The sequence below is a fragment of the Terrilactibacillus laevilacticus genome, assembly GCF_006517395.1.
In the GTDB taxonomy this organism is placed as follows: Bacteria; Bacillota; Bacilli; order Bacillales; family Sporolactobacillaceae; genus Terrilactibacillus; species Terrilactibacillus laevilacticus.
This window is the reverse complement of the sequence record NZ_VDCY01000001.1, coordinates 26,925-39,961: the sequence shown is the minus strand read 5'-3', so window position 1 is coordinate 39,961 and position 13,037 is coordinate 26,925. Positions and strand designations below refer to the sequence as shown.

Annotated in this window: 13 protein-coding genes and 1 pseudogene; 6 read left to right on the top strand and 8 right to left on the bottom strand. The window is 36.6% G+C overall.

What is annotated here, in order from left to right; translation table 11 throughout:
* Nucleotides 1-453: 453 nt before the first annotated feature.
* Nucleotides 454-1,851 carry a hypothetical protein gene (locus FG390_RS00175; RefSeq protein WP_141189009.1) on the top strand — a complete coding sequence of 466 codons (1,398 nt, stop codon included), beginning with the start codon at nucleotides 454-456 and terminating at the stop codon, nucleotides 1,849-1,851.
* A gap of 134 nt (nucleotides 1,852-1,985) precedes the next feature.
* Nucleotides 1,986-2,420: a ferritin-like domain-containing protein gene (locus tag FG390_RS00170; protein ID WP_141189008.1), complete on the top strand. Its 435-nt coding sequence runs from the start codon at nucleotides 1,986-1,988 to the stop codon at nucleotides 2,418-2,420.
* Nucleotides 2,421-2,715: 295 nt separating this feature from the next.
* Here FG390_RS00170 and FG390_RS00165 read toward each other — a convergent pair whose 3' ends face one another.
* Nucleotides 2,716-3,927, bottom strand: coding sequence for an ABC transporter permease (locus FG390_RS00165; protein WP_141189007.1), 1,212 nt, complete (start codon nucleotides 3,925-3,927; stop codon nucleotides 2,716-2,718).
* Nucleotides 3,915-4,667, bottom strand: coding sequence for an ABC transporter ATP-binding protein (locus FG390_RS00160; protein WP_141189006.1), 753 nt, complete (start codon nucleotides 4,665-4,667; stop codon nucleotides 3,915-3,917). The genes FG390_RS00165 and FG390_RS00160 overlap by 13 nt, the downstream gene beginning before the upstream one ends.
* Nucleotides 4,668-4,956: 289 nt before the next feature.
* Between FG390_RS00160 and FG390_RS00155 the strand changes: the two genes are divergently transcribed.
* Nucleotides 4,957-5,391 (top strand): HIT family protein, encoded by a 435-nt coding sequence (locus FG390_RS00155; RefSeq protein ID WP_141189005.1) that lies wholly within the window; start codon nucleotides 4,957-4,959, stop codon nucleotides 5,389-5,391.
* A gap of 14 nt (nucleotides 5,392-5,405) precedes the next feature.
* Here FG390_RS00155 and FG390_RS00150 read toward each other — a convergent pair whose 3' ends face one another.
* Nucleotides 5,406-5,597, bottom strand: coding sequence for a hypothetical protein (locus FG390_RS00150; RefSeq protein WP_141189004.1), 192 nt, complete (start codon nucleotides 5,595-5,597; stop codon nucleotides 5,406-5,408).
* A 184-nt stretch (nucleotides 5,598-5,781) separates the two neighbouring features.
* On the opposite strand from FG390_RS00150, the gene FG390_RS00145 reads away from it, so the two are divergent.
* Nucleotides 5,782-6,120 carry a YtxH domain-containing protein gene (locus tag FG390_RS00145; RefSeq protein WP_141189003.1) on the top strand — a complete coding sequence of 113 codons (339 nt, stop codon included), beginning with the start codon at nucleotides 5,782-5,784 and terminating at the stop codon, nucleotides 6,118-6,120.
* Between the two features lie 518 nt (nucleotides 6,121-6,638).
* Nucleotides 6,639-6,744: pseudogene (locus tag FG390_RS00140) on the top strand (transposase); the annotation flags it as partial.
* Between the two features lie 510 nt (nucleotides 6,745-7,254).
* Here the strand turns inward: FG390_RS00140 and FG390_RS00135 are convergent.
* Both FG390_RS00135 and FG390_RS00130 read right to left on the bottom strand, forming a co-directional pair.
* Entirely contained in the window at nucleotides 7,255-8,487 is a 1,233-nt protein-coding gene (locus tag FG390_RS00135; protein WP_141189002.1) for an aminopeptidase, read from the bottom strand.
* A gap of 58 nt (nucleotides 8,488-8,545) precedes the next feature.
* A complete protein-coding gene (locus tag FG390_RS00130; protein ID WP_181406305.1) occupies nucleotides 8,546-9,121 on the bottom strand; it encodes a YpmS family protein in 576 nt (191 codons plus the stop codon).
* Nucleotides 9,122-9,683: 562 nt separating this feature from the next.
* Between FG390_RS00130 and FG390_RS00120 the strand changes: the two genes are divergently transcribed.
* The gene (locus FG390_RS00120) at nucleotides 9,684-10,541 is read left to right on the top strand and encodes a peptidylprolyl isomerase (RefSeq protein WP_141188999.1); all 858 of its coding nucleotides are present in this window, start codon (nucleotides 9,684-9,686) and stop codon (nucleotides 10,539-10,541) included.
* Between the two features lie 279 nt (nucleotides 10,542-10,820).
* Here FG390_RS00120 and FG390_RS00115 read toward each other — a convergent pair whose 3' ends face one another.
* The 3 genes from FG390_RS00115 to yhaM form a co-directional block, all read right to left on the bottom strand.
* The gene (locus FG390_RS00115) at nucleotides 10,821-11,369 is read right to left on the bottom strand and encodes an NAD(P)H-dependent oxidoreductase (RefSeq protein ID WP_141188998.1); all 549 of its coding nucleotides are present in this window, start codon (nucleotides 11,367-11,369) and stop codon (nucleotides 10,821-10,823) included.
* Between the two features lie 168 nt (nucleotides 11,370-11,537).
* Entirely contained in the window at nucleotides 11,538-11,831 is a 294-nt protein-coding gene (locus tag FG390_RS00110; protein ID WP_141188997.1) for a sporulation YhaL family protein, read from the bottom strand.
* A 66-nt stretch (nucleotides 11,832-11,897) separates the two neighbouring features.
* Nucleotides 11,898-12,869, bottom strand: coding sequence for a 3'-5' exoribonuclease YhaM (gene yhaM, locus FG390_RS00105; protein ID WP_141188996.1), 972 nt, complete (start codon nucleotides 12,867-12,869; stop codon nucleotides 11,898-11,900).
* Nucleotides 12,870-13,037: the final 168 nt, after the last annotated feature.

Here is a 13,037-nt window from a genome sequence, read left to right as displayed (position 1 = left end):
GGAAAAGGCTGTTAAAAAAAGAGTATACCTTTACCTTCATAGACGTGAGAGGTAAAGGTCTTGCTAACAACGGAACGTTGCCAACAAAGGCCGGGGACGAATCCCGTAATGACGACACTTTGCTGTACAGCTACTCCCCTTTAAGGACTATTTTATTACTTTAATCATATGTGAATGTTTCAAAATTGTCAATAAGATTTAAGATTATTTTTTAATTAATTTGAAGTAGAAAGTAGGTAATTGTGAGTTATATTGAAAATTTATGGAATTATTCACTGCTAAATCAATTGAAAATTGTCATAATTTTTCAACGCATTTTTCTTGGGTCTAAACAAATTAAATAACGTTTTGTCGATTATTTTTTCTTGTAATCAACTTTTAGATGGGGGTCATTCACGCTAAACAGGACTTTTGCATATTTTATAGGCAAATGACTAATAGGAGAGATCTTCTATGTATATTGCATTAACATCACTTCATTGGGTGTATTTACTATTTATCATCTTAATTATTGGCGTCATGGTTCTAAGACGCGACACAACACTTGTTTGTATTATCGGGATTTTTCTACTTGGTTTAATAGCTACATCCTCTTTGACAACCGCCTTAACCGGTGTTTTTTCAAGTCTCATCTATGCTATAACGCAATTATTAGGAACCATTCTTGTTATTTCTATCATTGTTTCTTTGAGTCATATTATGACCCATACTGGAATCAATGAAGTCATGATTTCTCCATTTACCAAGTTTATTAGAACGCCGAACCTTGCATTTTGGATTATTGGTTTACTTATGATGGTAGTCTCTTTCTTCTTTTGGCCATCTCCAGCCATAGCCTTGTTAGGCGTCGTGCTTTTGCCTGTTGCCCTTCGAGTAGGTCTTCCAGCACTGGGGGCTGCGATAGCGATGAACTTATTTGGTCATGGCATAGCCCTTTCAGGTGATTATGTTATTCAAGGAGCACCAAAACTTACGGCGGATGCCGCTGGGATTCCTGTAGATCAAGTTATTCAAGCAAGCATCCCACTGGTCATTATTATGGGCTTAGTCACAACAGTCACCGCTTTTATCTTTCTGAAACGAGATATGAAAAAAGGTGTCTTGACAGTTAAATCATCTGATTTACAGCATTTTGATGAACAAATAAATAAAAGAAAGACTCCGTTATCTAAAGGATTAAAACTTTTCTATGCTATTTTAATTCCCATTTTGCTCATTCTTGATGTCGTTGGAATGATTATTTTTCACCTGCAAGGCGGAGATGCGACGGCTCTCATCGGTGGAACTATAATTTTTATCCTTATGGCCATATCTTTAACGGCATATAAAAACAAGGGATTAGAAAAGATTACGGATTATCTAATTGAAGGTTTTCAATTTGGATTTAAAGTATTTGGTCCTGTCATACCGATTGCTGCTTTCTTTTACATGGGTGATGCTGGTTTTATTGATGTCTTTGGTAAAACCCTGCCAGCACACTCACAAGGGATCGTGAATGATCTAGGTAATGCCCTAGCACATGTTGTTCCTATTAATAATGAAGTTGCGACAGCAACATTAACGGTTGTTGGTGTCATTACTGGTTTAGATGGATCAGGTTTTTCTGGTATTTCCTTAGCTGGATCAATCGCTCACCTATTTTCTGCCGCTCTAGGGCAAGGTATTGCAACATTGACTGCGCTCGGACAAATTGCAGCTATATGGGTAGGTGGAGGAACCATTATTCCTTGGGCACTCATTCCTGCAGCTGCGATCTGTAATGTTGATGCTTTCGAACTTGCAAGACGTAACCTCATACCCGTTATTTTTGGCTTAATCGTAACCACCATATTTGCCATGTTTTTAGTCTAACTAATCAGATCCTAAGATTAGAGTATCATTCATTTCTAGTATTCAATATTATTAAGTGCATCCTTCCTTCCGTTTATATTATCTAAGTTAGGGTATCTAGATTAATATGAAAGATAAAAGAAAGGATGACGAAAATGAAACCAGAAATGAAAGAACTTATTGATGGATTAAATGAAGACTTGGCGGCAGAGTATGGTGCTGTTATCCAATATACGTATTATGCATCAACAGTGACAGGCGTTTACTATCAGGTCTTTAAGCCATTCTTTGAAGAAGAAATTCCTGATGAACAAGGGCATGCCCTCTATTTATCCGAAAAAATATCAACATATGGTGGAACCCCTACGACAACTCCAGCTCCAGTCAAGCAAGTGACCGATGTTAAAGATATGTTAACTGAAGCTAGTAAAGCTGAATTTGATACCATTAAACGATATGAAAAACGAATCGAAAAAGCGAGAGAACTTGGATTGACTGAACTTGCTGTGACGTTAGAAGATATGATCACTGATGAAACCCAACATTACGAAAAAATGGAACGGATGTTGAAAGATCCTCGTTTATCGTAATACATGCTGTTTAACACAACCGTTTCATTTCACCCATTTTTATAAAGAGAAAGGATTGCCTAGTCGCAATCCTTTTTCTTTATTATCTATTTTTATTTATCCCATCTTAACGGGCAGTAAAGATCCCCACCATAAGATTCTGAGTTTCAAAGAAGATAAGCGGGGAATCAACTGCCCGTAAAGGTCCGATTGGTTCAGGCTTTCCATCAGTGGGGATAACGCAGGCTAAAAAGCGACGTCCTGTCGCAACGCCTGCACTAGCACATCCTGTGCGTCGAAAGCCCCCACTGAAGTTTCACTTTATTAATTTCCTGTAGTAATACCCATAGCTTAAACCTATACTTACAACTAACGTTATGAGCATTGATAAGAGAGCGAACGAAATTCTAGGGTGTGAGATAGTCGTGATAATCGATAAAAGGAGCCCCTGTACGAACAAACAAATCAATATTATCGAACAATAACTCTTTATTTTTACTGCTTTTGTGATTGGATACATCCCAGCTAATGCTTGAGGCACCGGTCTAGTAAAAATTCCATAGAGTTGGAGCCCTGTAAGATATAGAACGGAAAGTATTACAAATAAAGCAAATAAATCATGGTCTGTATAAAAAGATAAAATTGCTCCTACAATGGTCAACCTTAGATAAATGCCTAAATAATCTTCTGCCCTTAAGAAAATTGAAAAGTATAAGTAGCGGAAAACATGAACCTTATCAAATTTGCGGAATTTTAGAAATACATTTAACCAAGGACGGGATTTTACTCGGCCCTTCAGTTGCGGGACATCAACAAAAAGGTTTGTAAATCTTAACAGAAGCATCATTTGGTGATTTTCCATTGCAATTAGCCTGTCCCAATGTAAGACACCATTGACCCTCTGCCGATGAAAAAGAAAGTAAGAGACTAAGCCCATCACTATGATATAAGTGATGGCAAGTACGATTGGTTGCTGACTAATTACGGCATATAAAAACAAAAGCGTTAAACAGCCACGAATGACTTTTAATAAGAATGGATTGTCCGAATATTGCTCATGCCATTTACAGTCCATATTCCAAGCTTTAACAAAAAAAGCGAGGATTAACACTAGCAGATAAGATGCCACACTATGCATAGGATATTTTAGGTAAAGTGGTGAAAATAGAACAAAAACAATGATAATTATGGCACACTGCAACATAAAGCTATATCGGCAACTTTTATAAAAATACCGTCCCATCTGACTCTCTAACGGGAGTAAAAAAATGACATCTGCCTGTTGAATAAAGGTTCGTATCGGTGTCCTAATCACAAAAAAGCCAAAAACAACAGTCAAAACGAGGGAAACGGGAAATGTTTCTGGTAGTTGATCCAATGTTTTTTTATAATAAACGCTTCCTAAAATAATGAGAACATATAGGGTAAACATGAGTCCACTATTTTTCCCAATAATCCCCCAATAACGACTCGCCATTATCCAATAATCTCTTAAGCGTCTCTGCCATAAAGATATTAGTGAATCCATGCCGTATCTCCTTTTGCAATAGCAACATAAATATCATGAAGTGTCGCATCTCGTTTACCGTACTTTTCCTTAATCTCTTCAAGATTTCCTTGAACGACGCACTTTCCATCATGTAAGATGATAAATCGGTCACAATATTGTTCAGCCGTTGATAGAATATGAGTTGACATGAGAATTCCGCATCCATTTTCTTTCATTTCGATCATCAGATCAAGGAAGGATTGAATGCCAATTGGGTCTAAACCAACGAAAGGCTCGTCTACAACATAAAGTGACGGGTTCACTAGAAAAGCACACATAATCATGACTTTTTGCTTCATCCCTTTAGAAAATTGCCCAGGAAACCAATTAAGCCTTTTCTCCATTCGGAAACGAACCGCCAAATCTTCCACACGATGTTCAAAATTCTTCTTATCCAAACCATAAGCCATTGCTGATAATGATAGATGCTCTTTTAAAGTTAGATGCTCGTATAATTCAGGAGTCTCAGGAACGTAAGCAATTTGTCTTCGATACTGTTCCATATTTTCTTTGATACCAATTCCGTTAATGTTAATTTCCCCTGAATGTGGCTGTAGTAGACCTAAGATATGTTTTATTGTTGTACTTTTCCCAGCACCGTTCAAGCCTACAAGTCCAACAAGTTCTCCTGGTTTGATTTCAAATGAAATATCATGTAGAACATCATTTTGCCTACTGTATCCCCCAACCAAGTGATTAACTTTCAAAATGGGATCCATTTATGTTTCACTCACTTTCAATTCTGTTTAGTATGATAAAGAACTGTCTAATCTTTATGTATAATGATATATCTTTAATAGTTTCACTATTAATAAGACAAAAGATTCATTTGTAACGTATGGAACTATTATTTGGAAGCAAGAAAAAAATGGACTTAATCGTGATAACGAGAGTTTTAATGATTTCTCTGTCTTATCAAGTTTACCAAAAATACATGAATTCAGCGAATAGATGAGGTAAAATGGAGATTATAAGAAGACGCCATACATAAAGAAAGGATGATTTAGAATGTCGCATGATGAAAATTGCGTTTTTTGTAAAATTATCAAAGGTGAAATCCCAAGTGCTAAAGTTTTTGAAAATGAGGATATATATGCTTTCCTTGATTTAAGCCAAGTGACAAAAGGACATACCCTTGTTATCCCTAAAAAACATCAAAAGGATATTTTCCAACTTGATCCTGATACAGCAGCTGCTATTTATAAACAAGTTCCAATGATTGCAAATGCTATCAAAGCTGCCTTTAACCCAGTTGGTATGAATATCATCAATAATAACGGCTCATTTGCTAGTCAGACTGTTTTTCATTACCATGTGCATCTCATCCCTCGATATGACGAAACTGACGGGTTCACACCTGTTTTCCAATCCCATATGGATGATTATACAGAAGCTGATCGAAAATCGATTGCAGAGCAAATAAAAACCCATACTCGTAAATAATAGAAATGTTTTCTTTATCCTGAACCGAGCAACCATCCAAATAAGATAAAAAGAAGACCTAATACGCCAATCAATCTAATCTTCTTAAATAGCTTTTGTTGAATGACATTCTTAAAAGCAAGCCTAGGATTACTTAAGATATTGGTAATGGAATAAATGATACAAGCAAAGCCGAATATGAATAGTAACATACGAAAGATGATCATATACATTCCTCCTGTAGTGATAAGCTATGCAAAATGTATTATAATCATGTTATATTTAAGCTATATTTTTGGAACGCTCAGTTAATCGAGTAATGAATTAAACGTATAAGATATTAGGCTATGTTCACGATACTTTCTACATAGCTTTGGAAATCAAACAAATTTAATCATGAGGTGATCAAAAATGGGAAAATTCTCGTCCTATCTTCTTGGTTTCAGTATTGGTGGAGTCATTGGCGGCGTCACTGCTCTCCTAACAACACCTAAAAAAGGAGCAGAACTTCGTCAAGATTTTAAAACAAATATCCAAGAACCGATTAAAGATGTTACGTCCTCGATTGTACAAGTAAAAGACCAAGTCCAACAGTTAACTCAAGAAAGTATTCCAACAATTAAAGCAACGGCAAAGGATGTCAGCGAGCTGGTTAGCACATGGAAAGCTGATGTTCAGCCTCATCTTGTTAAATTAAAAGAAGCGATCGGACAATTTGATATACCTAAAATCCCTCATAAAAAAGATTAAAAATAGAAACTATAGGCGATGAATGATCAAAAACACCACCTTTTAATTAAAAGGTGGTGTCAGACTGTAGGCAAACTCGAAGAATTTCGAGTTTGCCTACAGTCTTTTTTATTTTAAAATAAGGAGTAAAATAATTAGTCTGGTAAGATTTCCACTCCAGGCGCTTGCTTTCCGCGGGCGGGGCCGAGCCGCTTCCCTCGTTACGCTCAGTCCAGGGTCTCGCCTATCCCGCTTTTCCCGCAGGAGTCAAGCTCCTTACGCTCCAATCAACTAAAACTCATCTATACACTAGAAATAATACTCTTTTAGAGGTTGTTCAAAAAGTCACCAATGATAAGCTGCGAATCTCGGCGCCCGCTTGTTTTTTCCAGGCCTCATGTAGCAAAAACCTACATTCCGGTCCTCAAAACAGCACCGCCTTGATCTTCTTCCTTCTAATTTGTCATCTATTTGAACACGCACTTTGAGGTGACACACCATGATGACGAAAAATCAATTTAATGAACGTGAATAATTTTAAAATGACATTCATACAATACATATTTGGCATACTCTCCATACGTCAAACGATAAAAGAGATCGAAACTAACCATGGCATATTGTTGGTTTTTAGGATTCGGTTTCTTTGTGTCTTTGCAGATGCGAAGGAAAAGCATGGAATGCGATAGACAACTCTACGAGGGCAAAAAAATTGTCTATGCATGCGATGCATACTTTTGCTGCCATAAATTTAAACTAGCGACTTGGACATGGCAAGTTGTTTGATACTTGTTGATTGGAGCGGAAGGCGCTTGACTCCTGGGGGATTAGCGTTACAGACGAGACCCCACAGGAGCTTGCGACGAGGAGGCTCGGCGAACGCCCCCCGGAAAGCAAGCGCCTGGAGCGGAAATCAACCTTTTCTCCTACAATCCATATACAAAAATTGACAAAAGGCACCGAAGAGCGTGCTCTCGATACCTTTTGTCGACAATCTGACACCAACTTTGAGTTAAAAGGTGGTGTTTTATCGTCTTTTTAATGAGCTATTCATATTTTATATGTTGCGAACACGGCTAATTAAAACTACCTTGAAAAATATGGCCGTCTTCAAGACTTTATACCATAACAGTTGACACCATCTTTCTTAACAAATCAAAACGCCCAAAGACCTTGTCGGAATACAGGTTCTCTTTGCCCATTGTTTGTGATACCATCAATTGAAAGTTCCTCTGAACCGACCATGAAATCGACATGCACAATGCTCGTATTTGCTCCATGTTGATCTAATTCTTCTCGAGTCATATTTGCTCCGTTTTCTAAACACTTTGGATAGGCTTTCCCAATAGCAAGGTGACAAGAGGCATTTTCATCAAATAACGTCATGAAAAAGGTCATACCTGATTGGGAAATAGGTGAATTATGCGGAACTAGAGCAACCTCACCAAGATAATGAGAGCCGTCATCTGTATTTATCAAACGTTTTAATGTCTCTTCTCCCTTATCGGCATGTGCTTCAATAATTCTGCCATCTTTAAATGTTAGAGATATTTTTTCAATTAAAGTTCCATTGTAATTTAATGGAAGAGTACTTGTCACTGTTCCATTTACTCCTGTTTTTAACGGCAAAGTAAAAACTTCTTCGGTCGGTATATTCGGCATAAAATGATGCCCTTTTTGATTCGTCGCTGCACCCCCGGCCCATAAATAGTCTTTGTCAAAAGTTATCGTTAAATCCGTACCTGGAGCTCTATAATGCAATTGGTGATATTTTTTTTCATTCAAGTAATTCATTTTTTCTTCTAACGTTTTTTGATGTTTTTCCCATGCTCCAATAGGATCATCTTGATCTGCACGTGTCATTTTAAACAAGGTTTTCCATAATTTTTCTGTCGCGGTTTCAAGGTCTTCATTCAGAAACAATTTCATGGCCCATTGATCCGATGGGACAGCTATGATATTCCAACTAACCTTATCTGACATTCGATATTCTCTATAATCAAATAACGCTTCATTCTCAGTTCTAATTTCCGTTTCCAATTTTGTGGGATCAATATCTGAAAATAGATCCAATGAAGGCGTCCGAATCAGAAGAAATGCAGCTCCTTCTGATGCCAATTTTTCAAATCCTTTAGCTTTCCAAGTTGGGTATTCTTTAAATGCTTCATTTGGTGCATATGTAAGTTTCGTTAATTGAAGGTCATGATCTGTCCAGTCGAAATAGACGTGTTTCGCCCCCTCTTGATACGCTATTTCGGTTACCTTCTCTACAAATTGAATGGCTTTAACTGGGGCAATGATGACAAGATCTTGTCCCTTTTGCAGATTTATCCCTATTTTAATAGCTAACCTTGCATAATTCGTAAATTGCTCCTCAAACGATATCATACTTATTACCTCCTTAACTATTTTAAAATTCCATTTTGAGACATAGAGCGATTACGACTTATTTTTGATAAACATCAAAATTAATCTTATCCTTTTGAAGTTGAATGTCTTTTGCTTTTAAATAAAATTGATCATTTAGAGGCATTTCATTCAAATTAACATAGATTTGTTTTTTGCTTGCCTGAATAACAACCCAGTCAGGGAAATTCGTCCCATTGTCAATAAATTGCAGGACTTGTTCGTCAGGCAGATTAACTCTCCCCAAGGTTACAGATTTTTCTTTCAAGATAATATCTCCGCTTCCTGTCACTTTTGGATCAAATGACATAGTAAATGGTATGCCCATTCCTAAAACTTTTAAATCGCCTGTTAACGTCACATCATTAGTCAATTGTACTTGGTAAGTTAACTGATCGTTTTGGTGGTCCTGAATCTCGTTATTAATCATATCGGTTAACCGTTGTTTATTTGCATTGACAGAGAAGATCGGTTCTCCAACATGATGTGTTTCGTTGATGTTGTTTTGCTGGGAAGTATGTACAACGAAAAGATTGTAAAATAATACTGAAAGCCCAACGCATACCAACACAATAAGTGTGAGTAAAGCAAAAAACGCTCTTTTCCATTTATTCATGCAGCTGCCACTCCTCATTAATTATCCAGTTTAAGACTATCATTTTTTTGACTCTTTTGATAGTCTAATGGTATGCATTTGTAAAATTACCGGAGGTCTGGGTATGGTTCTCTTATTATTTATTTTATTTGCTATTTTTATTATATATTTATTTAATTACTTAACGAACGAGCTCTGCACAAAGAAAAATATTCCCAAAGAGCGACATGAACTCATTTTTAAAAGAGTAAACGTGAGTATCCTTTTATTACTAATAGCTAGTTTTTACGAGTTGTTTTTTTGTTAATTTTTTGATCACATGAGGTTTGTCATACAATCATCCTGACCTAAAGCAACGATATACCATGTGATTTTTCACATTTTCTCGACAAGTTGGTCACCTATCAGTTAAAATGGGACATAGTTGCTTGATGACCCACCATTATATGTTTTTCTAATACATAAATGAAGATAGCAACTCGCATTCAAGTCAATTTGATTAATTGTATATGATAGGTTTACAATATTAAACTGAATGGGGACCCATAGTGGGATAAATATATAACTAGGAGTGAGACAACACGTGAAGAAATTAATTATCATTCTTGCTGCTGTCATTGGTCTCTCAAGCTTAGCTGCTTGTGGCAACAATGATACAATTGTAAGTACCAATGCAGGTGATGTATCAAAAGATGATTTCTACAATGAGTTGAAAGACACTTATGGAAAACAAGTCTTGCAACAAATGGTTTATGATAAAATTTTATCTAAACATTATAAAGTTACCAAAAAAGAAATTGATGCAAAAGTTAATGAAGTTAAAAAATCAGTTGGATCGGATGAACAGTTTCAATTGGCTCTCCAACAAAATGGATTGACAGAAAAACAATTTAGAGACAATGTAAGACAACAGCTCTTACTCACGAAAGCAGAAACTGACGGTGTTAAAGTCTCGGATAAAGAAGCAAAAGATTATTACAATAAAAACAAAGATCAGCTAAAACAGATTAAAGCAAGTCACATTCTTGTAAAAGATAAAAAGACAGCTGATAGTATCGAAAAACAATTAAAAGAGGGCAAAAAGTTCTCAGACCTTGCTAAAAAGTATGGCACTGATGCAACAAAAGATAAAGGCGGAGACCTAGGTTGGTTTAAAAAAGGGGCCATGGACGCCGACTTTGAAAAAGCTGCCTTTAAACTTAAACTTAATGAAGTAAGTAGTCCAGTAAAAACCCAATTTGGTTACCATGTCATTAAATTAACAGGTGTTAAAGATTCCTATACTGCTTTAAAACCAGCTGCGGTTGATGCTGTAAAACAATCTAAAGCCAAATCACAAGAACAAGTCATTCAAAGTCTTATTAAGAAAAGTGACGTTAAGGTGAAAGACAAATCATTCAAAGGTTTATTCGATAGCACAAACGTTTCTGCTGGACAATAAATAAAGACAAAAATAACACCCATGTCGGGTGTTATTTTTTATGGCCTATTTTTAGTAAGCACGTTAACTAAACGGAATAGATTTATTCGGATGAAGCGATTATTTTATCCTACCTTAAGATTCTGAGAATCAAAGAAGATTGGCGTGGGATCAACTGCCCGTAAAGGTCCGATTGGTTCAGGCTTTCCATCAGTGGGGGATGACGCAGGCTAAAAACCAGGCGTCCTGTCGCAACGCCTGCACTAGCCCATCCTGTGCGTCGAAAGACCCCCACCTCATTCACTTTATTGTGGCTTCTAAATGATTTCTCAATTGCTTTAAGTAAATCTCAATTTGTGGACGATGAACAACATCATGTACCGTGAATGTTTCTAGCTTTTTCAAACCTACAAACTCTTGAGTTTTGTGAAATCCTAAGAAAATGTCATCAACTGTGTTCCCACCTAGAAAGGCCGTTTCTTTTTGGAACGCTTCGACCGGGGCATTCCATGTAGTTGATAACATATAATATTTGTCTTTAAATAAACCTCCGCGGCCATATTCACTAGGCCCTGAGAAGAAAATTCCATGTTTATATACTTCATCAATATACGTCTTCAATAATCCAGGTACATTGAACCAATATACTGGAGTTTGAAAAATAATCGTATCTGCCCAAACAAACTTCTCTTGCTCTTCACTAATGCTATATCCTTTATCAATATTGGTTCGTTTTATTTCATGCTTTTCCTTTAATATGTGTTCCATTTCATCTGCTAATGTTTCATTTAGTTTTCCCTTAGGATCACCATAAGTTTGATATCCATTAATAATTAATATATGACTCACTAGATTCTCTCCTCTTTTCATTAATTGCTCATATGAGTCTATTATTCTCTTTCTTCTAATTGATGTAAAGTCTCTTGCACCCTTATGTATCCTTTATTTCATCTAATATAAAAGTTAACCAAAACACCCAGATTATTAACATAGCCAAATACGAAAAACGGATACTATTTAATGAATAGCATCCGTTGTTTCTTTCGCTTGACGTTTGGCTTTTTCCATTTCCATTCTTTTGATATAGACATTCCCTTGCTCTTCAACCCATTTATCATCGTTTGCTTTATCTTTTCGTGATAAAGTAAAGGCTTGATACCCACTAAATAATATTCCTAAAACAACCATAATCCCCCACCATGGTAGATTTTCGATTTGCACTATCACAGGTCCAAGGAGATGAAATTGCTGTAAAACGAATAGAGTCAAAATAACCCCAATCAAGAATAGTGACCGTTTTGTCCGTTTCATCAGTAGTCCCTCCATATTAATTATTACTCTACTATATGCCTTAGAGAACCAGATTATGATAGCTTGTCAATTCTTTTCCGGTTGCATTTGATTACTTTTAGAAACGGTCTTCGGGCGGTAAAGAGCACGTTGATCTAGTGCAAACAATCGCTCTGTAAATTCACCTGGCTTTACTTTTTCAAGAGCGCGATCCATCATATTCATTTTAGCATCTAAATTATCTAACATGTGAATAATCTCTGCCTCTTTAATAAAAGGCGGTTTGGGGCTTCCCCACTCTGCCTTCGAGTGATGACTTAAGACGATATGTTGTAGAATAACAATCTCTTCTCCATCAAGTTCTAGTTGTCTTGCCATATCGCCAATTTCATTGACCATGATCGTTATATGCCCTAGAAGTTTACCTTCTAATGTATAACTCGTCGCTGTTGGTCCTGAAAGTTCGATGACCTTCCCCATATCGTGAAGAATGATCCCTGAATAAAGTAAATCAGTGTCTAGAGATGGGTATAGATTAGCTACAGATTCAGCCAATTTAAGCATTGATACAACGTGATAGGCTAATCCTGACATAAACTCATGATGGTTCCGAACGGCAGCTGGAAATTCAAAAAATGCGTCATGATGTTTTTTTAGGAGAGCCCTAGTCAATCTCTGTATATTAGGATTTTTAATCTCAAATATATATTTTGTTATACTCTCAACCATGTCTTCAATACTTACAGGGGCAGACATAATAAGACTGGATTTCTTGATGTTGTCTTGTTCATTCGTTAAACGAATTGCGTGAAGGCGTAATTGCTTTTTACCACGATATAGGGTTATTTCACCATGTATTTTTACAATTTTGTCAGCAACATAATCAAGAATATCTTGCTCTGAACAATCCCAAAGTTTGGCATCAATTTCACCCGTACGGTCTTGCAGGATTAAGGTTAGAAACGGTTTCCCCGTTGACGTCGTTCCTTTAGTGACAGATTTTATAAGAACAAATTGATTCACCTTTTCTCCTTCATTAAATGAAATAATTCCGCTCACCGCATGATTCCTCCTCTATTTTATTTATCTCGCATTAACGGCTAGAAAAGCCCCCCACCTCAAGGTAATGAGTGTTAACGAGGTTTCCTAGATGGGGGATAACTGCCGTAAAAGCCCGATTGGTTCAGGCTTACAATGGTAGGGGATGACGCAGGCTAAAAACGCGAC